The organism is Agrococcus sp. DT81.2, from assembly GCF_049844935.1.
GTDB lineage: Bacteria > Actinomycetota > Actinomycetes > Actinomycetales > Microbacteriaceae > Agrococcus.
Window position 1 is genome coordinate 370,181 of the sequence record NZ_JBNCLZ010000002.1, and the last position, 22,288, is coordinate 392,468.

Annotated in this window: 20 protein-coding genes and 2 tRNA genes; 8 read left to right on the forward strand and 14 right to left on the reverse strand. The window is 69.3% G+C overall.

Going from position 1 to position 22,288, the window contains the following annotated elements:
* Positions 1–8 precede the first annotated feature (8 nt).
* From ACLQ21_RS05080 to dnaA, 14 genes are all read right to left on the reverse strand, one after another.
* A complete protein-coding gene (locus ACLQ21_RS05080; RefSeq protein ID WP_425662120.1) occupies positions 9–806 on the reverse strand; it encodes an SDR family oxidoreductase in 798 nt (265 codons plus the stop codon).
* Between the two features lie 94 nt (positions 807–900).
* A tRNA-Ala gene (locus tag ACLQ21_RS05085) sits at positions 901–973 on the reverse strand.
* Positions 974–1,001: 28 nt separating this feature from the next.
* Positions 1,002–1,078 (reverse strand) — tRNA-Ile (locus ACLQ21_RS05090).
* A 68-nt stretch (positions 1,079–1,146) separates the two neighbouring features.
* Positions 1,147–1,554, reverse strand: coding sequence for a DUF3566 domain-containing protein (locus ACLQ21_RS05095; protein ID WP_425662122.1), 408 nt, complete (start codon positions 1,552–1,554; stop codon positions 1,147–1,149).
* On the reverse strand, positions 1,551–4,127 hold the full coding sequence (gene gyrA, locus ACLQ21_RS05100) for a DNA gyrase subunit A (RefSeq protein WP_425662411.1): 2,577 nt from the start codon (positions 4,125–4,127) through the stop codon (positions 1,551–1,553). Before gyrA ends, ACLQ21_RS05095 begins: the two co-directional genes overlap by 4 nt.
* A 233-nt stretch (positions 4,128–4,360) precedes the next feature.
* A complete protein-coding gene (gene gyrB / locus ACLQ21_RS05105) occupies positions 4,361–6,388 on the reverse strand; it encodes a DNA topoisomerase (ATP-hydrolyzing) subunit B (protein WP_425662124.1) in 2,028 nt (675 codons plus the stop codon).
* 258 nt (positions 6,389–6,646) lie between these two features.
* A complete protein-coding gene (locus ACLQ21_RS05110) occupies positions 6,647–7,549 on the reverse strand; it encodes an NAD(P)-dependent oxidoreductase (protein ID WP_425662126.1) in 903 nt (300 codons plus the stop codon).
* A gap of 26 nt (positions 7,550–7,575) precedes the next feature.
* Positions 7,576–8,979 (reverse strand): four-carbon acid sugar kinase family protein, encoded by a 1,404-nt coding sequence (locus ACLQ21_RS05115; RefSeq protein WP_425662128.1) that lies wholly within the window; start codon positions 8,977–8,979, stop codon positions 7,576–7,578.
* Between the two features lie 94 nt (positions 8,980–9,073).
* The gene (locus tag ACLQ21_RS05120) at positions 9,074–9,772 is read right to left on the reverse strand and encodes a FadR/GntR family transcriptional regulator (RefSeq protein WP_425662130.1); all 699 of its coding nucleotides are present in this window, start codon (positions 9,770–9,772) and stop codon (positions 9,074–9,076) included.
* Between the two features lie 62 nt (positions 9,773–9,834).
* Positions 9,835–10,329 (reverse strand): DUF721 domain-containing protein, encoded by a 495-nt coding sequence (locus ACLQ21_RS05125; RefSeq protein WP_425662132.1) that lies wholly within the window; start codon positions 10,327–10,329, stop codon positions 9,835–9,837.
* Entirely contained in the window at positions 10,322–11,476 is a 1,155-nt protein-coding gene (gene recF, locus ACLQ21_RS05130; RefSeq protein ID WP_425662134.1) for a DNA replication/repair protein RecF, read from the reverse strand. The genes ACLQ21_RS05125 and recF overlap by 8 nt, the downstream gene beginning before the upstream one ends.
* A complete protein-coding gene (gene gnd, locus ACLQ21_RS05135; RefSeq protein ID WP_425662136.1) occupies positions 11,477–12,361 on the reverse strand; it encodes a phosphogluconate dehydrogenase (NAD(+)-dependent, decarboxylating) in 885 nt (294 codons plus the stop codon).
* A gap of 21 nt (positions 12,362–12,382) precedes the next feature.
* Positions 12,383–13,525, reverse strand: a complete 1,143-nt coding sequence (dnaN, locus tag ACLQ21_RS05140; RefSeq protein ID WP_425662138.1) for a DNA polymerase III subunit beta — start codon at positions 13,523–13,525, stop codon at positions 12,383–12,385.
* 645 nt (positions 13,526–14,170) lie between these two features.
* Positions 14,171–15,577, reverse strand: a complete 1,407-nt coding sequence (gene dnaA / locus ACLQ21_RS05145) for a chromosomal replication initiator protein DnaA (protein WP_425662140.1) — start codon at positions 15,575–15,577, stop codon at positions 14,171–14,173.
* 331 nt (positions 15,578–15,908) lie between these two features.
* Between dnaA and rpmH the strand changes: the two genes are divergently transcribed.
* From rpmH to ACLQ21_RS05185, 8 genes are all read left to right on the forward strand, one after another.
* Entirely contained in the window at positions 15,909–16,046 is a 138-nt protein-coding gene (rpmH, locus tag ACLQ21_RS05150) for a 50S ribosomal protein L34 (RefSeq protein ID WP_071299798.1), read from the forward strand.
* Positions 16,047–16,054: 8 nt separating this feature from the next.
* Positions 16,055–16,381: a ribonuclease P protein component gene (gene rnpA, locus ACLQ21_RS05155; protein WP_425662143.1), complete on the forward strand. Its 327-nt coding sequence runs from the start codon at positions 16,055–16,057 to the stop codon at positions 16,379–16,381.
* An 11-nt stretch (positions 16,382–16,392) separates the two neighbouring features.
* Entirely contained in the window at positions 16,393–16,680 is a 288-nt protein-coding gene (gene yidD, locus ACLQ21_RS05160) for a membrane protein insertion efficiency factor YidD (protein ID WP_425662145.1), read from the forward strand.
* Between the two features lie 4 nt (positions 16,681–16,684).
* Positions 16,685–17,644, forward strand: a complete 960-nt coding sequence (gene yidC / locus ACLQ21_RS05165) for a membrane protein insertase YidC (protein WP_425662147.1) — start codon at positions 16,685–16,687, stop codon at positions 17,642–17,644.
* Between the two features lie 2 nt (positions 17,645–17,646).
* Positions 17,647–18,135: a protein jag gene (locus ACLQ21_RS05170; RefSeq protein WP_425662149.1), complete on the forward strand. Its 489-nt coding sequence runs from the start codon at positions 17,647–17,649 to the stop codon at positions 18,133–18,135.
* 3 nt (positions 18,136–18,138) lie between these two features.
* Positions 18,139–18,789, forward strand: a complete 651-nt coding sequence (gene rsmG, locus ACLQ21_RS05175; protein WP_425662151.1) for a 16S rRNA (guanine(527)-N(7))-methyltransferase RsmG — start codon at positions 18,139–18,141, stop codon at positions 18,787–18,789.
* A gap of 1,583 nt (positions 18,790–20,372) precedes the next feature.
* A complete protein-coding gene (locus ACLQ21_RS05180; protein WP_425662412.1) occupies positions 20,373–21,206 on the forward strand; it encodes a ParA family protein in 834 nt (277 codons plus the stop codon).
* Positions 21,203–22,261: a ParB/RepB/Spo0J family partition protein gene (locus ACLQ21_RS05185; RefSeq protein ID WP_425662153.1), complete on the forward strand. Its 1,059-nt coding sequence runs from the start codon at positions 21,203–21,205 to the stop codon at positions 22,259–22,261. The genes ACLQ21_RS05180 and ACLQ21_RS05185 overlap by 4 nt, the downstream gene beginning before the upstream one ends.
* Positions 22,262–22,288: the final 27 nt, after the last annotated feature.

A 22,288-nucleotide genomic window follows, 5' to 3' on the forward strand; every position in this document is an offset into this window, starting at 1 on the left:
GGGTCGGCTCAGCCCTCCCGCCACTCGTCTCCGGTCAGGTGCGAGCCCGCCTGCGGGCCCATCTGCAGCATCCCGCCATCGACGGGCCACGAGGCGCCGGTGACGTATGCCGCCGCCGGGGAGGCGAGGAACGCGATGACGGCGGCGACCTCGCGCGCGTCACCGGGTCGTCCCAGCGGCACGCCAGGCCGGTGGGTGGAGCGCGGATCCTCGTCCTCCTGACCGGTCATCGCCGTGGCGATCTCGCCGGGAGCGACGCAGTTCGCCGTGATGCCGTGCTGGCCGAGCTCGAGCGCGATCGTCTTCATGAGGCCGCCGAGGCCGTGCTTCGCGGCGTCGTACGCGCTCGAGCCCACGCGCGGCTGGTGCTCGTGCACGCTCGTCACGGCGATGAGCCGACCGCCGCCGCCGCCCGCCACCATGCGCCGGGCGGCGGCCTGCAGACAGGCGAACGCCCCGTCGAGGTCGGTCGCGAGCACCATGCGCCACTCGCTCATCGACAGGTCGAGGAAGGGCACGCTCGCTCCGACGCCGGAGTTGTTGACGAACACGTCGAGGCCGCCGAGCCGCTCGGCGAGGTCGTCGACCACTCCCCCGACGCCCTCGAGATCGGTGGTGTCGAGGCGCGCGACCACCGCGCGGCGGCCGTGCTCGCGGACCTCCTCCGCGGTGCGCTGGGCGCCGGCCTCGTCCTCGTGCCACGTGATGCCGACGTCCATGCCTCCGGCCGCGAGCGCCACGGCGGTCGCGCGGCCGATCCCCGAGTCGGAGCCGGTCACGATGGCGGAGCGGGGCGTGAATTCCATGGTCGAGCCTCCTGTCGCTGTCGCGGAAGGCAAGGGTACGCGCGCGGCTCGGGGACGCAGAAGACCCCCGGCTGCGGGGCCGGGGGTCTGACTGTGGAGCCTGGGAGAATCGAACTCCCGACATCCTGCTTGCAAAGCAGGCGCTCTACCAACTGAGCTAAGGCCCCGTGGCGGCGAAGCCATGGGAGTTGTGCGTGGTGGGGCTACCTGGACTCGAACCAGGGACCTCTTCGTTATCAGCGAAGCGCTCTAACCGCCTGAGCTATAGCCCCGAGCACAAGCATCGACTCTACCAGAAGGATCGCGATGCTCGGCACTGTGCCGGCCACGGGGGACCCGGTCACTGGTTGGCGAAGCCCACCTGCAGCCCGCCGGTGATGCGCACCGAGAGGTTGTAGAGCACCGCGATGACCGCACCCAGCACCGTGATCACGACGAAGTTCAGCACCGCGACGAGCAGCGTGAACATCATCACCTGCGGCAGCGAGATGATCGACGTGATGGCGAACTCGGGCTGCGCCAGGATGTCCTGGAGCACCTCGTCGATCTTGCCGAACAGGCCGACGACCTGCAGCAGCGTCCACATGACGAACGTCACCACGAGCTGCACGATGCCGAGCACGAGACCGAGCACCGCCGACACCTTCATGGCCGACCAGAAGTCGATGTGCACGAGCCGCAGGCGCACCTGCTTGCTGGATCCGCCGCGCCGAGGCGTCTTGCTCGTCAGCTTCTCGGCGATGCTCATCCGTCGGTCTCCTCGGTGGACTCATCGGCCTCGACGGCCTCGGGCGCGGCCGCGTCCGTGGCGTCAACGATAGCGCCATCCGCCTCGGCGACCGCTGCATCCACGGCCTCGGCAGCGGCCTCGGCGGCGTCCTCGACGTGGGCGACCTCGTCGGCGACGGCCTCCTCCTCGACCTCGCGCTCGATGTTGCGGGCGATCGAGATCACCAAGTCGGTGGTCGACTTCTCGGCGAACTGCACGCCCATGGTCGTGCGGCCGGTCGCTCGCACCTCATCGACGTGCGAGCGGATCACCTTGCCGGACGCGCGGATGAGGAGCAGCTCCTCGCCGTCGCCGACGATCGTCGCGCCCACGAGGGCGCCGCGGTCGTGGTCGCCCGACGAGAAGGTGAGCACGCCCTGCGTGCCGCGGCCCTTGGACGGGTAGTCGGCGACCGGCGTCTTCTTGCCGAAGCCCTGCTCGGTCACGACGAACACGTAGCCCTCGGCGCCGATCACCATCGCCGCGAGCGCCTCGTCGCCGTCGCGGAGGCGGATGCCCCTGACGCCGCCGGTGTTGCGGCCCATCGGACGCAGTGCCTCGTCCGTGGCAGCGAAGCGCGCGGCGCGACCCGACTTCGTCACCACGAGGATCTCGTCCGATGCATCCGCGAGCATCGCCGAGATGAGCCGGTCGCCCTCGGCGAGGTTGATGGCGATGATGCCGCCCGTGCGGTTCGTGTCGTAGAGCTCGAGACGGGTCTTCTTGACCTGGCCGTCGCGCGTCGCGAGCACGAGGTACTCGGCCTGCGCGTAGTCACGCAGCGTCAGCACGGTCTGCACCCGCTCGTCCGGCTGGAAGGCGAGCAGGTTCGCGACGTGCTGCCCCTTCGCATCACGGCCGGCCTCGGCGACCTCGTAGGCCTTCATGCGGTAGACGCGGCCGAGGTTGGTGAAGAACAGCATCCAGTCGTGCGTCGAGTTGACGCTGAAGTGCTCGACCACGTCGTCGCTGCGCAGCTGCGCGCCGCGCACGCCCTTGCCGCCGCGGTGCTGCGCCCGGTACTGGTCGATGCGGGTGCGCTTGATGTAGCCGCCGTTCGTGAGGCTGACGACGACCTGCTCCTCCGGGATCAGGTCCTCCATCGACACGTCGCCGCCGTAGCCGTGCATGATCTCGGTGCGGCGGTCGTCGCCGTGCTTGTCGACGATCTCGGTGAGCTCCTCGACGATGATCGCGCGCTGTCGCACGGGGCTCGCGATGATCTCCTTGTAGTCGGCGATGCGCACGGTGAGCTCCTCGGCCTCGTCGTGCACCTTCTGCCGCTCGAGGGCAGCGAGCCGCCGCAGCTGCATCTCGAGGATCGCGCTCGCCTGCTCGGCGTCGATCTCGAGCAGCTCCATGAGCCCGTCGCGCGCGGCCTCGGTCGTGGACGACCGGCGGATGAGCGCGATCACCTCGTCGAGCGCGTCGAGGGCCTTGAGGTACGCCTCGAGGATGTGCATGCGCGCCTCGGCCTTGGCGAGGCGGAACTGCGTGCGGCGCACGATGACCTCGACCTGGTGGTCGGCCCAGTGCGTGATGAAGCCGTCGATCGAGAGCGTGCGGGGCACGCCGTCGACGATCGCGAGCATGTTCGCGCCGAAGTTCTCCTGCAGCTGCGTGTGCTTGTAGAGGTTGTTGAGCACGACCTTCGCGACCGCGTCGCGCTTGAGCGTGATGACGAGGCGCTGGCCAGTGCGGCCGGACGTCTGATCCTCGAGGTTCGCGATGCCGTGCAGCTTGCCGTCCTTCACGAGGTCGGCGATGCGCACCGCGAGGCGGTCGGGGTTCACCTGGTACGGCAGCTCGGTGACCACGAGCGCCGTGCGCCCCTGGATCTCCTCGACCGTCACCACGCCGCGCATCGCGATCGAGCCGCGACCCGTGCGGTAGGCCTCCTGGATGCCCTTGGTGCCGAGGATCTGGGCGCCGGTCGGGAAGTCGGGACCGTGGATGCGCTGCAGCAGCGCCGCCTGCAGCTCCTCCTTCGACGCATCCGGGTGCTCGAGGTGCCAGATCGCGCCCGCCGCGACCTCGCGCAGGTTGTGCGGGGGGATGTTCGTGGCCATGCCGACGGCGATGCCGACGGAGCCGTTGACGAGCAGGTTGGGGAACCGCGCCGGCAGCACGGCGGGCTCCTGCGTGCGCCCGTCGTAGTTGTCCTGGAAGTCGACGGTGTCCTCGTCGATGTCGCGCACCATCTCCATGGCCAGCTGCGACATCTTCGTCTCGGTGTATCGAGGGGCGGCGGCCTCGTCGTCGCCGGCGGAGCCGAAGTTGCCCTGGCCGAGCGCCAGCGGGTAGCGGAGGCTCCACGGCTGCACGAGGCGCACGAGCGCGTCGTAGATCGCCGAGTCGCCGTGCGGGTGGAACTGGCCCATGACGTCGCCGACCACGCGCGAGCACTTCGAGAACGCCTTGTCGGGACGGTAGCCGCCGTCGTACATCGCGTAGATGACGCGACGGTGCACGGGCTTCATGCCGTCGCGCACCTCGGGCAGCGCGCGTCCGACGATGACGCTCATCGCGTAGTCGAGGTACGACCGCTGCATCTCGAGCTGCAGATCGACCTGCTCGATGGCGCCGTGGTCCGGCGCGTCGCGGTCGATGGGCTCGGCGGGGGTGGTGTCAGTCAATGGGTGCCTCGGTTCTGCGAGTGCGGATGCGTGGGGGGTGACGTCGGGGAGGGAGGTTCCGGGGGTCTCGATACGCGCGGCTTCGCCGTGCTACTCGACCTTGAGGCCTCCGCGCTCAACGCCGCTCCGCGGCATTGAGCGCTGCGGCCTCAAATGTCCAAGAAGCGGACGTCGCGCGCGTTCTTCTGGATGAAGGAGCGGCGCGCTTCGACGTCCTCGCCCATCAGGGTCGAGAAGATCGAGTCGGCCACGGCGGCGTCGTCCATCGTCACCTGCTTCAGGGTGCGGGTCTTCGGGTCCATGGTCGTCTCCCACAGCTCGGCGTAGTTCATCTCGCCCAGGCCCTTGTAGCGCTGCACACCGTTGTCCTTGGGGATGCGCTTGCCGCCGGCGGCGCCGCTCGCGATCATCGCGTCGCGCTCGCGGTCGCTGTAGGCGTACTCGTGCTCGGCGTTCGACCACTTGATCTTGAACAGCGGCGGAGCTGCGAGGTAGACGTAGCCCTTGTCGATCAGCGGCCGCATGTAGCGGAACAGCAGCGTGAGCAGCAGCGTCGTGATGTGCTGCCCGTCGACGTCGGCATCGGCCATCAGCACGATCTTGTGGTACCTGGCCTTCTCGGGGTCGAAGTCCTCGCCGAGCCCGGCACCGAACGCCGTGATCATCGACTGGATCTCGGCGTTGCCGAGCGCGCGGTCGAGTCGCGCCTTCTCGACGTTGAGCACCTTGCCCCGCAGCGGCAGGATCGCCTGCCGGTAGGGGTCGCGCCCCTGCACGGCCGAACCGCCTGCGGAGTTGCCCTCCACGATGAAGATCTCCGAGATGGTCGGGTCCTTCGACTGGCAGTCCTTGAGCTTGCCGGGCATGCCGCTCGACTCGAGCAGGCCCTTGCGGCGCGTCTGCTCGCGAGCCTTGCGCGCGGCGAGCCGAGCCATGCCGGCCTGGATGGCCTTGCGGATGATCTCCTTGGCGGAGGCGGGGTTCGACTCGAACCAGTGGCCGAGCTGCTCGCCGGTGACGCGCTGGACGAACGACTTCGCCTCGGTGTTGCCGAGCTTGGTCTTCGTCTGGCCCTCGAACTGCGGCTCGCCGAGCTTCACCGAGACGATCGCGGTGAGGCCCTCGCGCACATCCTCACCGGTGAGGTTCTCGTCCTTCTCCTTGAGCTGGTTCGTCTGCCGGGCGTAGCGGTTGACGAGCGTCGTGAGCGCAGCCCGGAACCCCTCCTCGTGGGTGCCGCCCTCGTGCGTGTTGATGGTGTTCGCGTAGGTGTACACGGCCTCCTGGTAGGAGCCGGTCCACTGCATCGCGATCTCGACCGAGATGCGGCGCTCCTTGTCCTCCGACTCGAAGTCGATGATCTCCGGGTGCACCGGCTCCGACTTCTTCGACTCGTTGAGGTAGGCGACGTAGTCCTTGAGGCCCTGCTCGTAGAGGAACTCGTCGGAGCGCTGCACGGGAGCCGCACTGTCGTCGCCGTCGGGCTGGATCAGCGCCTCGGGCCGGAGGTCCTCGAGCGCGATGCGCAGCCCCTTGTTGAGGAACGCCATCTGCTGGAAGCGCTTCGCGAGCGTCTCGTAGTCGAACTCGACGGTCTCGAAGATGTCGGTGCTCGGCCAGAAGGTGAGCGTGGTGCCGGTGGTGTCGGCCTTCTCACCCGTCACGAGCGGGCCGTCGGGCTCGCCGACCGAGAACGACTGGCGGTGCACGTGGCCCTGGCGGCGGATCTCGACCTCGAGCTTCGACGAGAGCGCGTTCACGACCGACGAGCCCACGCCGTGCAGGCCGCCGGAGACCGCGTAGCCACCCCCGCCGAACTTGCCGCCTGCGTGCAGCACCGTGAGCACGACCTCGAGGGTCGACTTCGAGGGGTCGCTCGAGTGCGGGTCGACCGGGATGCCGCGGCCGTTGTCGGCCACCCGGATGCCGCCGTCGGGCAGGATGGTCACCTCGATGTTGTCGCAGTGGCCGGCGAGCGCCTCATCGACGGCGTTGTCGACGATCTCGTAGACGAGGTGGTGGAGGCCGCGAGGACCGGTGGAGCCGATGTACATGCCGGGGCGCTTGCGCACCGCCTCGAGACCCTCGAGGATCTGGATCTGGTCGGCGCCGTAGTCGCCTTGCTCGCGCTGCTCTCGGGTCTGATCCTCGGGCCGTGCATCCTGCTCGTTCGCCATCGCTCCTGCGTCCGCCTTCCGCGCCACCACCGGGGGCAGCGCAACCCTCCGATTCTACCCCGGATCGCGTCGGAGCGCCGCGACGAACGCGCCTCTGAGCCACGATCTCGACTTCCGAGGACAGAACACACCGCCGAAGTCGAGTTCTGATGCTCAGGAGGCCTTCAACGGCCGTTCCGGGCACGCTCTTGCGGGAGGACGATCCCCCGGTCAGAACCGTCGGCGCCCGACGTGTTCGCCGTGCACCCGGTCGACGCGTCAGCGGTCGGCGTCGCTCCGACGCGTCGGCGCGACCACGCGGATGACCGCGGAGTCGTCGAGCTCGCCCAGCCCCTGCGCCTCGCCGAGCAGGAAGAGCTGCTCCGCGGCGGCCGCGACCGGCACCGCGAGATGCGCCTTCCGGGCGGCGTCGCCGACGATGCCGAGGTCCTTCACGAAGATGTCGAGCCGGCTCAGCACGGCCGCCCCGCCCTCGTCGTACGCCTGCAGCGCGCGAGGGCCCCGGTTGCCGAGCATGAAGGAGCCGGCCGCACCCGCGGTGAGCGCCTCGAGCGTGCGCTCCCGGTCGAGGCCGAGCGCGTCGGCGAGCGCGAGCGCCTCGGCGGCGGCGGCGATGTGCACCCCGCACAGCAGCTGGTTCACGGTCTTGAGCGCCTGCCCGTCCCCCGGCCGGTCGCCCACGACCGAGAGCGTCGACGCGAGCTGCTCGAGCACCGGCCTCGCGACCTCGAGCGCGGCGGGCGTCGCGCCGACCACGATGAGCAGGTCGCCCTCGGCCGCGCGCACCGGGCCGCCGGAGAGCGGGGCGTCGACGAGGGCGGCGCCGACGGCGTCGAGCCGCTCGGCGATCTCCGCGATGCCATCGGTCCCGACCGTGCTCGTGAGGATCACGACCGCGCCCTCGTCGAGGTGCCCGGCGAGCCCGGCGTCGCCGAACAGCAGGTCGCGCAGCTGCTCGCCCGTGCGCACAGCGACGATCACCGCGCGTGCACCGGCGACGGCGGCCACAGCGGAGTCGGTCGGCGTCACGCCGTGCTCAGCGGCGAGCTCGAGCCGCTGCTGCGCGATGTCGAAGCCTCGGGTGTCGAACCGCTCCGCGAGCCTCGCGGCCATGGGCAGGCCCATGGCGCCGAGGCCGATGACTGCGACGGTGGTGGTCATGGTGCTCTCCTCGAGTGGGGTGGCGGTCAGTCGGCGAGTGTGCGGACGACGAGCGCGAGCGACCCGGGCTCGCCGACGTTGCCGGCGAAGACGACGTAGGGGATGCCGACAGCAGGGCCGACCTGCGGCTGCCAGAGCGAGACGATGCCGGGCAGCATCGGGCCGACGACCTGTGCACGACGGATCTGCAGGGCCTCGGACGCGACGTCGCTCGATGTGATGCCGCCCTTGGCGATGACGAATCTGGGCGGCGCCGCCTCGAGCACGCGAGCGACGAGCTCCACGAGCCCGGATGACACGCGGCGTGCGATCTCCAGGCTCTCCTCCCCGTCGCGACCGGTGACGAGCTCGCGGCTCGTGTGGACGATCACCGTGCCCGACTCGATCGCGCTCGCCACCGCATCCGCCCGCTCGTCCAGGTGGGCCTCGCGGCGCTCGTCGATGAGCGAGCGCACGTCGAGCTCGATCGTCACGGTGTCGGGCCGGTCGGCCTGGAGCGCGGCGAGCTGGGCCGTGGTGAGCGGCACGTGGCTGCCGACCACGACGAGCCCGCCGCGGTCGTGCACCATCTCGATGCGGTCGGCGGTGACGGGGCTCGCGATGTCCTGGCCGATGTGCGCGCGCAGGTAGGGAGGCCCGATGCGCAGCAGGTTCGTGATCCCCTCCTTGTCGAGCGCGTGCAGCGCGAGCGCCACCTGCCGCATGTCGTGCTCGTCGACCACGTCGACTGCGACGACCGTGCCGGCCGGCAGGTCGCGCAGGAAGGCGGTGACAGCCTCCGTGCCCGCGCGGATGATGTCGAGCGTGAGCGCGGCGACGTCGTCGCGGCGGATGCGTCCGGCTGTCTTCTCCTCGACCCAGTCCCTGAGGTCCGAAGAGCGGTAGCCGAAGGTGGCGTCCGCGGCGAAGGCGGTCTCGCCCACCGGGGTCGCCTCGCCGTCGACGACCCAGTAGTGGACGGAGTCGACGGTGATGCGGCCGGCGTCCGGGAACGCGGGCACCAGCATGACGAGGTCGGGAGCCGCGCCCGTGTGCTCGGCGGCCGCGGCGCTCAGCACGTCGGTCTCGAGCGGGAAGTGCCCGCGCAGCGTCGAGTCGCTGCGGCTGACGAACGAGACGCGCTTGCCGGCGCGCGCGGCAGCGGCGACAGCGACAGCCACGACCTCGCGGCCTCGCGCCGCGGCGTCGTCCTCGTCGAGCGAGCGGGTGTTGGTCAGCACGTAGACCGCGGGCGCGGACTGCGCGAGCGCCCAGTCGAGGTCGTCGTCCTCCCAGCGGGTGAGCACCGGCAGCCCCGCGACCGACTGCGTGCCGGTGGGGTCGTCGTCGAGCACGACGAACACGAGATCGTCGCTGCGCGAGGCCGCGACCGCGGCCGCGGGGATGTCGAGCGCCGCAGGAGCAGTCGCCAGCAGGTCGTCCAGGTGCACGTGAACTCCTTCGTTCGCGGGGCCCTAGCGGACCGCTCGTTGTCTGATATCAGACATGATCGGGCGCGAGCGCCCGGATGTCAACCGCGCACGCTCAATCCTGCACGAGCGAGACGAGGTCGTCGCGTGTCTGCATCATGTGGTGCCACATCGCGTCGCGGGCGGCGATCGAACCGCCGTCGCGGATGGCGTCGAGCAGCCTGCCGTGCTCGGCGATCGCGTGCTCGCGGATGTCGGGCACGGCGCTCGTCTCGCCGCGCGTCTCCTCGAGCATCGACGTGAGCGGCAGCATCGCGGCGATGAGGATGCGGTTGTCGGCCGCGTGCAGGATCGTGTCGTGGAACTCGAGGTCGGCAGCCACGAACGCCTCGACGTCGCCGGCCTCGTGGTGCTCGACCATGCGGTCGAGCGAGGCCTGGAGCGCGTCCAGGTGCTCTGACGTGCGGCGCTCGGCCGCGAGCTGCGCGGCCCCGGTCTCGATCATCACGCGCACCTCGAGCAGCTCGAACGACGACCGGCGTCGCTGCCCCGCGCTGCGCGCGTGGCGCACCACGGCATCCATGCCCGTCCACTCGGAGACGGGGGCGATGCGGTGGCGGCTGCCGGGCACCTGCACGATGACGCCCTGGGCCTGCAGCAGCCGCACCGCCTCGCGGAGCGTGAGCCGCGAGACGCCGAACTCGGCGGCGAGCTGACCCTCGGGCGGCAGCTGCTCCCCCGCGGTCAGCGTGCCGGCGATGATCGCGTCCAACAGCTGGTCGACGGCGTCCTGGGTGCGCGAAGGCCTCGGCATTGCTCCTCCTCGAGCGTAGATGTCAGACAGCCTACTCACCCTTGCAGGGGTCGATCCGGCGGCTACCCCCAGGTGTCGCGCGGTCCGCGACCCGGCACCGAGCGCCGCCCGCGCGAGAAGCTGGGCAGGCTCGGGCCGACGAACTCGACCCGCTCGAGGCCGCAGTCCGGGAAGCGGGCCAGGATGCGCGTGGTCGTCTCCGCTCGCAGGATCCGCATCTGCTGGGTCCACGCCGTCGACGCGCAGCGCACGGTCAGCACGCCCTCGTCGAAGGACACGGGCTCGGTGCGGTCGGCGTTCTCCTCGCCGACGAGCTCGCTCCAGTGCGTGATGACGTCCGCTCGAGCGAGTGTCGCGGTCCAGCCCCGGTCGTCTGCGAATCCGACCAGCACGTCGCCGAGCGCACGCGGGTCGCGGCCCTTCCCGAAGGGCACCGAGGCGCCCGGCTCGCGCCTCGACCTCCGGCGGCCGTCGCGCGAGACCAGCTCCGGGTCGCCGAACTTCGCCTTGAGCCGGAGCCAGACCCGCTCCGGCTCGCTCGCCGCCAGCTCACGCATCGTCCACCCCCGCGGCGTCGACCACGGCGCTGTCCGCCGCGGCACTGTCGAGCGCAGCGCTCTCCACGACCAAGCCGGCGTCGATCCGGATGCGGTGGTCGCGCAGCGCACCCGGCACGTCGTCCTCGACCGCGGCGGTGATCAGCACCTGCTCGAAGGCGCCCGCCGCCTCGGCGAGGCGCTGCCGTCGCCCGGCGTCGAGCTCGGCGAACACGTCGTCGAGGATCATCACGGGGTCACCGCCCGAGCCGTCGCGCAGCAGCTCCGCGGAGGCGAGCTTGAGCGCGAGCGCGAACGACCAGGACTCCCCGTGGCTCGCGTAGTGCCGGGCGAGGAGGTCGTTGAGATGCAGCTCGAGGTCGTCGCGGTGGGGCCCGACGAGGCTCACGCCGCGCTCGAGCTCGTCCCGCCTGCGCTCGGCCAGCAGCGATCGGAACGCGTCCGCGTCATCCGGCACGTTCGTCACGAGCGCGATGCGCGCCGCATGCTCATCCCCCGCGACCACCCGGTAGGCGGCGTCGACGTGCGGCGCGAGGTCGGCGACGAGCGCCCGGCGAGTGCGCATCACCTCGAGCCCGAGATCGATGAGGCGCCCGTCCCACACCTCGAGCGTCGTGAGGTCGTCGGGCCGCAGCCGCGCCGCGCGGGCGCTCTTCAGCAGCGAGTTGCGCTGCTTGAGCACCCGGTCGAGGTCGCTGTGCACGCCGGCGAGGCGCGGAGCACGCATGACGGCCAGCTCGTCGAGGAAGCGGCGCCTGCCCGAGGGGTCGGCGCGCACGAGCTGCAGGTCCTCAGGACTGAAGAGCACCGCCTGCAGGTAGCGGGGCAGGTCACGGATGCGCAGGTTCTGCCCGTTCGCCTGCGCGCGATTGGCGCCCTTGGCGTTGAGCTCGACGTCGAGCTGGAACGCTCGCTCGTCGTTCGTGACCGAGCAGCGGATGATCGCGCGCTGCTCCCCCGCGCGGATGAGCGCGATGTCGGTCGGCACGCGGTGGCTCGAGCCGGTCGCGATCCACACGAGGGACTCGACCATGTTCGTCTTGCCCTGCCCGTTGCGCCCGACAAGCAGGTTGGCGCCGGGCTCGAACGCGACGTCCGCCGTGGCGTAGTTGCGGAAGTCGGTCAGCGCGAGTCGGCTGACGCGCACCTAGGCCTTCTTGACCGAGTGGCCGCCGAACTGGTTGCGCAGCGCGGCGACCGCCTTCATCGCCGGGCTGTCGTCCTGCCGGGACTCGAACCGCGCGAACAGCGAGGCCGAGATCGCCGGCATCGGCACCGCGTTCGCGATCGCCTCCTCGACCGTCCAGCGCCCCTCGCCGGAGTCGTCGACATAGCCCTCGATCTCGGAGAGGTCGTCGTCCTCGTCGAGCGCGCGAACCATCAGGTCGAGCAGCCAGGAGCGCACGACCGTGCCGCGCTGCCACGCCTTGAAGCTGCCGGCGACGTCGTGCACGAGCTCCTTGCGCTCGAGCAGCTCGAAGCCCTCCGCGTAGGCCTGCATGAGCCCGTACTCGATGCCGTTGTGCACCATCTTCACGTAGTGCCCGGCGCCCGTGGGGCCGGCGTGCACGAAGCCCTCCTCGCGCGGTCCCTCCGGTCGGAGCGCGTCGAACACCGGCAGCAGCTCGTCGACGTCGGCCTTGTCGCCGCCGACCATGAGGCCGTAGCCGTTCTCCAGGCCCCAGACGCCGCCCGAGACGCCCACGTCGACGAAGCGGATGCCGCGCTCGGCGAGCTGCGCCGCGTGGCGCTCGTCCTCGGTGAACCGGGAGTTGCCGCCGTCGATCACGAGGTCGCCGGCGGACAGCTTCTCGCCGAGCTCGGTGACCACGGCATCCGTGATCTCACCGGCCGGCACCATGGCCCAGACGATGCGCGGCGCCGGCAGCGCCGCGATGAGCTCGTCGACGCTCGCGACGTCGGTGACCTCGGGATTGCGGTCGAAGCCGGTCACCTCGATGCCGGCGGCGCGCAGTCGGGTGCGCATGTTGCCGCCCATCTTGCCGAGTCCGATCAGGCCGATGTGCGTCATGGTGCTCCCTCGAGCTCGCGGCTAGCGCAGCAGCAGGTTGGGCTGCAGCAGGTACTTGAAGTCGGTGGCCTCGGCGTCGTCGCGCGAGGTCTGGCCGCGGATCAGCATCGGGCCGGGCTTGTTCGTGTTCTCGGAGTGCGTGAACGCGATGCGCACGAACTCGGAGTGGGTCGCCTGGATGCCGTCGATGAGCAGCTGCGGCTTGATCGAGAGCACGATCTCGTCGCCCTGCAGCACGGCGTCGATGATCTCGGAGGCCTGGGCCTGCTCGGAGCCGATCGCCTCAAGCTGTGCCTGGCCGTCGCTGAACGTGTAGCGGATGGCCGCCTCGGCGTCGAGCACGAGCTGCACGCGGCGCGTGGCGTCGACGAGCTCCGCGGTGTTGACGACGGCGTGATGCTCGACCTGCTCAGGGAACAGCCGGCGCACGGGCGGGTAGTTGCCCTTGATGAGCAGGCTCGTGACGGTGCGGTCGGCGGTCGAGAAGGCGATCTGCTGCCGCTCCCCCGCCTCGCTCATCGTGATCTCGATCCGCTCTGCGCCGCCGAACGTGCGGCCGACCTCGGTGAGGGTGCGGGCGGGCACGAGGGACGTGAGTGCATCGGTCTGCGCGCCGGCATCCCACGGGATGCTGCGGACCGAGACGCGGTAGCGGTCGGTCGCGATGAGCGTCAGCACGTTGTCGGCGGCCTCGAGCTGCACGCCCGTGATGACCGGCGTGACGTCCTCGCGGGAGGCCGAGATCGCGACCTGCGAGATGGCCTCCGCGAAGGCCTTGCCCTCGACGACGCCCGTGCGGCCCTCGACGGTCGGGACCGTCGGGTACTCCTCGAGCGGCATCTTGGCGAGCGAGAAGTTCGAGTTGCCGCAGCGGATCGACACCTTCTGGCCGTCGTCCTCGATGCGGACCTCGCGCTGCGGCAGCTTCGCTGCGATGTCGCTCATCATCTTGCCGGAGACGAGCACGACGCCCTCGGTGTCGACCGCGGCCTGCACCGACGTGCGTGCCGACGACTCGAAGTCGAAGGACGAGAACACCACGCCTTCGGCGGTGGCCTCGATGCGGACACCGCTGAGGATGGGCATCGTCGGCCGCTGCGGGAGCAGCTTGACGGCGAACGACACGGCGTCGCTGAAGACATCGCGATTGATGACGAACTTCACTCGGCATCCTCCTTCGGTGGCACGTGGCCCTGCTGGGCAGAGGCCGCACGGCAGGGCGTGCACGGCGCTGTCGATTCTGGCACAGGGTTGTCATCCGCCGACCCCAGCGCCGACGCCGTTCGACGCTCATGGTTGGTGACTCGCCGGATCATCATCATCGAAACCTGTCATTCATAACCCCTGTGGGTTCTGTGGATGACTCACCTCCTCGCCGTCGCCCGATTGGGAACTACAAGAGTGGAAGTTGTTGAGCGGCTGTTGACGCGCATCCACAGATCGGTGGACTCGGCGCGGGCATGGTGGTCCGCCGTCCACAGTTCCCGTCGCCGTTGTCCACAGGCTCGCCGACGCCGTCCACACCCGAACCACATGAACTGCACGTTGAAGGTTCTGATGCCGAAGCGCTCAATGCGACGCAGTCGCGTTGAGCGCGGAGGCAGCAAGGTCGAGTAGCAGCCGGCGAAGCCGGCCGCGTATCGAGACCCGTCCGTCGACGCCGGCGCGATCTCGATACGCGGCCGTGCTGGCGCACGGCAGCTACTCGATCAACGGGAAGAGGTGCCGCCGCACGGCAGCTACTCGATCAACGGGAAGAAGTGCCGCCTCACGGCAGCTACTCGATCCCGGGAAGGGGCGTACGGCGCCCTACCTTGAGACCGACCGGATCCTCGACGTCAGCTCGGTCACCTGCGTGTACACCGAGCGGCGCTCCTGCATGAGCTTCTCGATCTTCTTGTTCGCGTACATGACCGTGGTGTGGTCGCGGTTGCCGAACAGCTGGCCGATCTTCGGCAGCGACATGCTCGTCATCTCGCGGCAGAGGTACATCGCGATCTGCCGCGCCAGCGCGATCGTCTGCGATCGCGACGAGCCGTGCAGATCCTCGACGGTGAGGCGGAAGTAGGCGGCAGTGTGGCTGATGATGTCGCTCGGCGACACCACTGCCTCCTCGTCGAACGAGAAGAGGTCCTTGAGCACCGTCTGGGCGAGCTCCATCGTCACGGGCAGCCGGTTGAGGCTCGCGAAGGCGGTGACGCGGATGAGGGTGCCCTCGAGCTCCCGGATGTTCGACTGCACCTTGTCGGCGATGACCGAGAGCACCTCTGCCGGGATCTGGATGCGCTCGGCCTCCGCCTTCTTGCGGAGGATCGCGATGCGGGTCTCGACGTCCGGCAGGGTCACGTCGGTGATGAGCCCCCACTCGAAGCGACTCACCATGCGCCCCTCGAAGCCCTGCAGGTGCTTCGGCGCGACATCCGAGGTGATGACGACCTGCTTGTTGTGGTCGTGCAGCGTGTTGAAGGTGTGGAAGAACGCCTCCTGCGTCGACTCCTTGCCGCGCAGGAACTGGATGTCGTCGATGAGCAGCACGTCGACCTCGCGGTAGCGCTGCTGGAACGACTGGTTCAGGTTGTTGGCGATCGAGTTGATGAAGTCGTTCGTGAACTCCTCGCTCGACACGTAGCGCACCCGGATGCCCGGGTACATGCCCTCGGCGTAGTGGCCGATCGCGTGGAGCAGGTGCGTCTTGCCGAGGCCCGAGTCGCCGTAGATGAAGAGCGGGTTGTAGGCCTTGGCCGGCGTCTCGGCGACGGCCAGCGCGGCGGCGTGCGCGAACCGGTTCGAACCGCCGATGACGAAGTTGTCGAAGACGTACTTCGGGTTGAGCCGCGAGTCGACACGGCGCGAGGACTGCTCCGAGGGCTCGCGCTCGAACGAGGCGATCGGCGAGACGGTGGGCTCCGAGCCCGGGTCGTCGATGACGTCCGGCAGCGGCTCCTCGCGCTCGAGCTCGAGGTTCACGACGATCTTGAACGACGCGATGTCCACAGCGTTGTCCACAAGTGAGTCGGTGATGGGAACGCGCAGCCGCTGCTCGAGCATGTCGCGCGTGAGGTCGTTCGGCACCTCGAGGTAGAGCACCGAACCCATGACTCCCTGCGGCTCCACAAGGTCCAAGAACCCGCGCAACGACGGGGGAATCCGCGCATCGCCCTCGAGGGTCGCCAGGACGGAGGACCAGAGCTGTCCGGTTCGGGGGTCCGGGGCCATCGGGATGCGGTTCCTGTTCGGTGCTGTGGACGGGGTGTGCTGTCCACACCATTATCCACAGGTGAGCGAATGAGAGATCCGCGCTTCGCGCTGCTCCCCGGGCACCTGCCGCGGCGCGGATCCCAAGAGTCTGCACGCATAGCGCACACCTCGCAAGTCCCGGCATCATGGGCACGGCGTGGCGCATCCGCCGTCGTGCCTCCGTTGACCGAATGCCAGGACTCGCGTATGATTGCCAGGTTGCCGCGCCCGTCGTGCGGCGCATCGTCGAGCCTCGCAGCTCGACCAGACGACTTACGGCGCGCTCGCGCCGGACCACGGGAGAATCACCATGAGCAAGCGCACGTTCCAGCCGAACAACCGCCGTCGCGCCAAGAAGCACGGCTTCCGCCTCCGCATGCGCACGCGTGCCGGTCGCGCCATCCTGGCCGCGCGTCGCGCCAAGGGCCGCACCGAGCTGTCGGCGTAGCCGAAGAGGTGCTCGCGAAGGCGAACCGGATCGTGCGTGGCGACGACTTCCGTCGCATCGTGCGCACCGGTCGCCGCGCGGGCGGCCCATTCGCGGTGGTGCACCGCGCGAAGCCCGAAGCGGCAGTCAGCCGCTTCGGGTTCATCGTGTCCAAGCAGGTCGGCAACGCCGTGATCCGCAACCGCGTGAAGCGGCGCCTCAGCGAGATCGTCAGAGCGGAGCTCGACTCGATCGAGACGGCCGACATCGTCATCCGTGCACTGCCAGCGGCGGGCAGCGCCGACTTCGCTACACTGAGGGCCGGCATTGCGCCGCTGCTGGTGCGTCGGTCATGAGTCGGAGCCTGATGAGGCTGGGACTGCTTCCTCGCAACATCTGTGTCGCGATCCTCGTCGCCTATCGCGCGGTGATCTCACCGCTCTACGGCGACGTGTGCCGCTACTACCCCAGCTGCTCGAGCTACGCCCTCCAGGCCATCCAGCAGCACGGAGTGGTCCGCGGCATCTGGTTGGGCGCTCGACGCATCCTGCGCTGCCACCCCTGGGCGGCCGGTGGAGTGGATGACATCCCTGAGCCGCACTCGCGGTTCGCAACGACTCGAGCGGGGTTCGTCCTCGCTCGCAAGGAGCAGTGACAGCTTGGACATCTTCGCCCTGCTGATGTGGCCCATCAAGTGGGTCATCGAGGCGATCCTGGTCGGATTCCACACCTTGGTCACCGCCCTGGGCGGCGACCCCGGGTCCGGTCTCACGTGGGTCCTGTCGATCGTCGGGCTCGTGCTCGTGATCCGCAGCGCGATGATCCCGCTCACGGTGCGGCAGATCGTCTCCTCCAGGAAGTCGCTCGAGATCCAGCCCGAGATCCAGCGCATCCAAAAGAAGTACAAGGGCAAGAAGGACCAGTTCTCGCGCGAGGCGATGCAGCGCGAGACCATGGAGGCCTACAAGAAGGCGGGCACCAACCCCTTCGCGTCCTGTCTCCCGCTGCTCATCCAGATGCCGATCTTCCTCGGCCTCGTGCAGGTGCTCACCGACGCGAACATGAAGAAGCCCGGCGTCGGACTGCTCTCGACCGAGCTCGCCACGCTCTTCAGCGAGTCGACGCTCTTCGATGTCGTGCCACTGCACATGACGATGGCCGCCGGATTCGAGCAGGGCAGCATCCCTGTGATCATCACCGCCATCATCCTCACGCTGATCATGTGCGCGACGCAGTTCTACACGCAGCTGCAGATCATGACGAAGAACCAGACGCCGGCGATGAAGGAGTCGCCGATGTACAAGCAGCAGCGGATCCTGCTGTACATCATCCCGGTGTTCCTGCTCGTCTCAGCCTGGCTGTTCCCGCTCGGCACGATGTTCTACTGGCTGGTCTCGAACATCTACACGCTCGTGCAGCAGCTCATCATCATCAACAAGCTGCCCACGCCCGGTTCGGAGGCGGCACTCGCCCGTGAGGCGCGCATGGCCCGCAAGCGCCAGCGCATGGGCCTGCCGCCGGTCGATGAGGAGCACGCCGAGACCGCCGCAGAGATCGAGCTGCGGACGCAGCGCCAGCAGCCGCGTGGCAAGAAGCCGAAGTCGCAGCGAGAGGGCTGAGCATGACGGACCAGGAGTCGACCGTCGAGGTCGAGGGGCAGGACCAGCAGGACGAGGGCGAGATCGCCGCGGACTACATCGAGGCGCTGCTCGACATCGCAGACCTCGATGGCGACATCGAGATCGAGCAGACCGAGACGCGCACGACGATCGTGGTGGGTGAGGCGGGTGACGACCTCGCCGGCCTGGCGAAGCCCGAGGTCGTCGCCGCGCTCCAGGAGCTGACGAGGCTTGCCGTGCAGCAGCAGACGGGTGAGTTCTCGCGGCTGGTGCTCGACGTGGCGGGCTCGCGCGATGCGCGCGCAGAGGAGCTGCAGTCGCTGGTCGACGGTGCCGTCGCGGCGATCGAGAACGGTCAGCAGCGAGTGGCCCTCGAGCCCATGTCGTCCTACGAGCGCAAGCTCGTGCACGACCTCGTGCGCGAGGCGGGACTGTCGAGCGACTCCGAGGGCGAGGGCGCCGGCCGTCACATCGTCGTCCTCCCCGCCTGACGGATGGAGCACGCCGCTCCCCCGGCGCTCGAGGATGAGCCGGCGGCTGCTCGCCTGCTGTTCGGCGAGCGCATCGAGCTCGCGCGGGCCTATACGGCGTCGCTCGCGGAGAACGGCGAGACGCTCGGACTGATCGGCCCGCGTGAGCTGCCGCAGCTATGGAGTCGACATATTCTCAATTCTGCGCTCGTCGCCCCGCTGCTCGCGGGCAGGGTCGGCGACGTGGGGTCCGGCGCGGGGCTGCCAGGGCTCGTGCTCGCGATCGCTCGACCGGACGTGCACATGACGCTGATCGAGCCGATGGAGCGCCGCACGGACTGGCTCCAGTCTGAAGCGGACCGGCTGGGGCTCGACAACGTGCGTGTCCTCCGAGCCCGCGCCGAGGACCTGCCCGGCTCGGGCGAGCTCCTCCCCCTCGACCAGGTCACCGCTCGGGCCGTCTCGGCCCTCCGCACGCTCATTCCCCTGACGGCGCGTCTTGTGCGCAGCGGTGGCGAGCTGCTGCTGATGAAGGGCAGCCGCGCGGGCGACGAGATCGTCACCGCGCAGAAGGTGATCCGCAAGCACCGCCTCGAGTCGGTGGAAGTGCTCGAGCTCGGCGGCGAGCACGGGCTGGACGTCACGCGCGTCGTCCGCGCAGTCGTCGATCCCTGAGCCGTTCGGCTCTGACCGCCCCCGCGATGCGTCGTCGGGGGATTTCCGTCGCCTCGGCGTTTCACGTGGAACACCTCCGCTGGGATGTGCACGCCGCGGAGCGGTCTGACGCTTCCGGTGCTCTTCCGGCGCGATGTCGCTCCTCAACCCGACGGTCGGAGTACGGAGTCGATGCGCACCGTCACTATTGAGCATGGCGGCTAGCGCTGTTCCACGTGAAACACGACCGCGGAGGGCGCACCGGCGTTGTGCGCCCCTGACGACAGGACTCCTGACGTCAGTCTGCCGACCCACGCGGGCAGAGATCCAAGAACCGGACCGGCTTCGACTTGCGCGAGCACGGTCGGCCGTCTTGCGGCGCCCGGCGCGTCATCGGTGCGATGGACCTGGGTCCTGCTTGCCCCATCAGCGCGCAGCGCGACCGGCGCACTGTTTCACGTGAAACCTGGGCGTCCCGACACGGGTGCTCGCGCAGCCGGTGCACATGCGCCGCCGGTGCCGGCAGAACCGGATGCACGGCGATCGTGCGATGTTTCACGTGGAACGGCTCGAACGGCGACTACCTCGAGTCGCTTGGCGCGCTGCGGTTGTGCATAGTGCGCACGCAGTCGCATCTCCGTCACCATCGCATGCGGTGCAACCGTGTGCACGGGGGCCGCGTCCGACAGTGGATGCGAGCCCGTCGCGCGATGTTTCACGTGGAACCGTTCGACCGGTGACTACCCGGGGCCGTTTGGCGCGATTTGGTGGTACACAGTGCCAACGGATGCGGCGCAACTGCATGCGCTCTGCCTGCGATGTTTCACGTGGAACGGTGCGGTACGTCGGGCGGCGTCTCGCGCCAGGTGCCGGGCGCGATCGGTTTCTTTGCAGCACTCATTCGCCTGATCTCCGGCACGGCCGGAGGCGGAGCACGGGGTACGCGCCGCCGTAGGCGATGTTTCACGTGAAACCAGTGTTCGCGCGCCGTTGCGCCAGCGCTGGTGTTCTCGCGTCCGCCGCCGCGTCCCGGCTCCGACGGAGCTCTTCCACGTGAATCACGCTCTTGGACCCGGGCGCCTCGTCGGGACGTCTATCGCCGGCTGTGCCAGTACCGAGGTGACTAAGGTCCCTGCTGGGAGTCTCCGCGCGTGCGCGATGAAGGATCTTCACCCTGAGCCCGGAAGCACGGCGGCTCCCTGCACCGCGGGCATCGTTGCCCCTGTGGAGAGATGTGGATAACCATCGCGTGTGCCGCCGCGTGATCGAGCGGCACCGGGCGCTACATGAGGCCAGACTTCCGCGTGATTCCGCGGATTTCTGGTTGTACCCCAGAAGCTTCACGCTCGAGTGGAGGCCCAGGAAACGATAACGGCGTTCTCCACAGGCCTGTGGAGAACTCGGTCGCCACCTGGCGCTCGTCCAGGGGCGCCAGGTGCGCCCTGACTTTGCGATCGCGCCGATCCACGCCAGACTGGATGTCTCGGATCACGTCCCGGGACCTCGACCTACGCCTCGATGTTCCACGTGAAACATCGACCAGGAGGGCATGCGTGACCACGGGAAAGTTCGACACGACTCCCATCGCCCGCGAACTGGCGGCGATGGCGCGCCGACGACAGGCACTGTCGGCAGTCGAGCTGCCGTTGCCTCAGCGGACGCGCATCTTCACGGTGGTGAACCAGAAGGGTGGGGTCGGCAAGACGACGACGGCCGTCAACCTCGCTGCCGCGCTCGCGCAAGGCGGGGCTCGAGTCCTCGTGCTCGACCTGGACCCTCAGGGCAACGCCTCGACCGCGCTCGGCATCGACCACCATGCCGACGTGGTCAGCACGTACGACGTCCTGATCGACGGAGAGTCGCTCGCGTCGGCGATCGCGGTGAGCCCGCAGAACGAGCGGCTGTTCGTGGTGCCGTCGACGATCCACCTCGCGGGCGCTGACCTCGAGCTCGCCGGCATGGAGCGGCGCGAGCACCGGTTGCGCATGGCGCTCGACGCCTACCTGTCGGACGTGCGCGACGCACCGCACTACGTGTTCATCGACTGCCCGCCGTCGCTCGGCCTGCTCACGATCAACGCGTTCACCGCCGCGACCGAGGTGCTGCTGCCCATCCAGTGCGAGTACTACGCGCTCGAGGGCGTCTCCCAGCTGCTCGACACGATCGAGCGCATCAAGGCGCACCTGAATCCGACGCTCGACCTGTCGACGGTGCTGCTGACGATGTTCGACGGGCGGACGCTGCTGTCGCGCCAGGTGGTGGACGAGGTTCGCAAGCACTTCCCGCAGGAGACGCTCGACGCCATCATCCCGAGGTCGGTCCGTGTCTCTGAGGCGCCCGGCTACGGTCAGACGGTGATCGCCTATGACCCGAACTCTCCGGGCGCGCTCTCGTACCGCGAGGCGGCCGCGGAGATCGCACGCAGAGGAACGGCATGAGCAAGAGGGCAGGACTCGGGCGCGGCATCGGCGCCCTCATCCCCACCGGTCCCGCTCCGGTGGCGGAGGCCGAGCCGCGCGACGACGACGCAGCCGAGACGCCGGCGGCGGAGCCGACCGCGACGCTGCGACGAGCGCGACGCGCGTCCAAGCCGGGCGCTCGACCCGTCGACGTGTTCTTCTCGGGCGAGGAGGACGAGGGAGAGGGACTCCTCGCGATTCCCGGTGCGACGTTCGGGGCAGTCGCGCCGAGCGACATCCGACCGAACGCCAGCCAGCCGCGCTCCGTGTTCGACGAGGACGATCTGGCGGAGCTCGAGCACTCGATCCGCGAGTTCGGCGTGCTGCAGCCGATCGTGGTCCGCCCCGTGGCGCTCGGCGAGGACGGCACGCACTACGAGCTCATCATGGGGGAGCGGCGCTGGCGCGCGAGCCAGCGCGCCGGACTCGAGACGATCCCGGCGGTCATCAAAGACACCCCCGACGACGCGATGCTGCGCGACGCGCTGCTCGAGAACCTGCACCGAGCATCGCTCAATCCGCTCGAGGAGGCGTCGGCCTACCAGCAGCTGATGGAGGACTTCTCCATCACGCAGGAGGAGCTGTCGAAGCGGATCGGCCGCAGCCGGCCGCAGATCTCGAACACCATCCGCTTGCTGAAGCTGCCGGAGTCGATCCAGACGCGCGTCGCGAGCGGCGTGCTCTCCGCCGGTCACGCGCGCGCGATCCTGTCGCTGTCGACCACGGAAGCCATGGAGCAGCTCGCGGCGAAGATCATCAATGAAGATCTCTCAGTTCGCGCGGCGGAGGCGGCCGCCGGTCTGGTCCAGACACGCAGCCCGCGGCGCACGCCCACGAAGGGCGCCGTGCAGCACGGGCTCGACGAGATCGCCACCCGGCTCGAGGACAGGCTCGACACCCGCGTGCGCATCGCGCTCGGCCGCTCGAAGGGTCAGCTGACGATCGACTTCGCGACGGTCGGCGACCTCAACCGCATCCTCAGCGAGCTGGGGGAGCGGGGCGTCGGCGACAGCCTCGCCGCAGCGCAGGACTGACGCAGCGACGACGAAGGGCCCCGAGGA

Bases quoted from the DNA above. Each gene is read 5' to 3' on its own strand.
- gyrB (WP_425662124.1), bottom strand. From the start codon at position 6,388: ATGGCGAACGAGCAGGATGCACGGCCCGAGGATCAGACCCGAGAGCAG.
- dnaA (WP_425662140.1), bottom strand. From the start codon at position 15,577: ATGGCCCCGGACCCCCGAACCGGACAGCTCTGGTCCTCCGTCCTGGCG.
- gyrA (WP_425662411.1), bottom strand. From the start codon at position 4,127: ATGCAGCGGTCGTACCTCGACTACGCGATGAGCGTCATCGTCGGACGC.
- gnd (WP_425662136.1), bottom strand. From the start codon at position 12,361: ATGACGCACATCGGCCTGATCGGACTCGGCAAGATGGGCGGCAACATG.
- ACLQ21_RS05180 (WP_425662412.1), top strand. From the start codon at position 20,373: ATGGCGCGCCGACGACAGGCACTGTCGGCAGTCGAGCTGCCGTTGCCT.
- yidD (WP_425662145.1), top strand. From the start codon at position 16,393: ATGAGGCTGGGACTGCTTCCTCGCAACATCTGTGTCGCGATCCTCGTC.
- ACLQ21_RS05080 (WP_425662120.1), bottom strand. From the start codon at position 806: ATGGAATTCACGCCCCGCTCCGCCATCGTGACCGGCTCCGACTCGGGG.
- rsmG (WP_425662151.1), top strand. From the start codon at position 18,139: ATGGAGCACGCCGCTCCCCCGGCGCTCGAGGATGAGCCGGCGGCTGCT.
- ACLQ21_RS05185 (WP_425662153.1), top strand. From the start codon at position 21,203: ATGAGCAAGAGGGCAGGACTCGGGCGCGGCATCGGCGCCCTCATCCCC.
- rpmH (WP_071299798.1), top strand. From the start codon at position 15,909: ATGAGCAAGCGCACGTTCCAGCCGAACAACCGCCGTCGCGCCAAGAAG.
- ACLQ21_RS05170 (WP_425662149.1), top strand. From the start codon at position 17,647: ATGACGGACCAGGAGTCGACCGTCGAGGTCGAGGGGCAGGACCAGCAG.
- ACLQ21_RS05110 (WP_425662126.1), bottom strand. From the start codon at position 7,549: ATGACCACCACCGTCGCAGTCATCGGCCTCGGCGCCATGGGCCTGCCC.
- ACLQ21_RS05095 (WP_425662122.1), bottom strand. From the start codon at position 1,554: ATGAGCATCGCCGAGAAGCTGACGAGCAAGACGCCTCGGCGCGGCGGA.
- ACLQ21_RS05120 (WP_425662130.1), bottom strand. From the start codon at position 9,772: ATGCCGAGGCCTTCGCGCACCCAGGACGCCGTCGACCAGCTGTTGGAC.
- ACLQ21_RS05125 (WP_425662132.1), bottom strand. From the start codon at position 10,329: ATGCGTGAGCTGGCGGCGAGCGAGCCGGAGCGGGTCTGGCTCCGGCTC.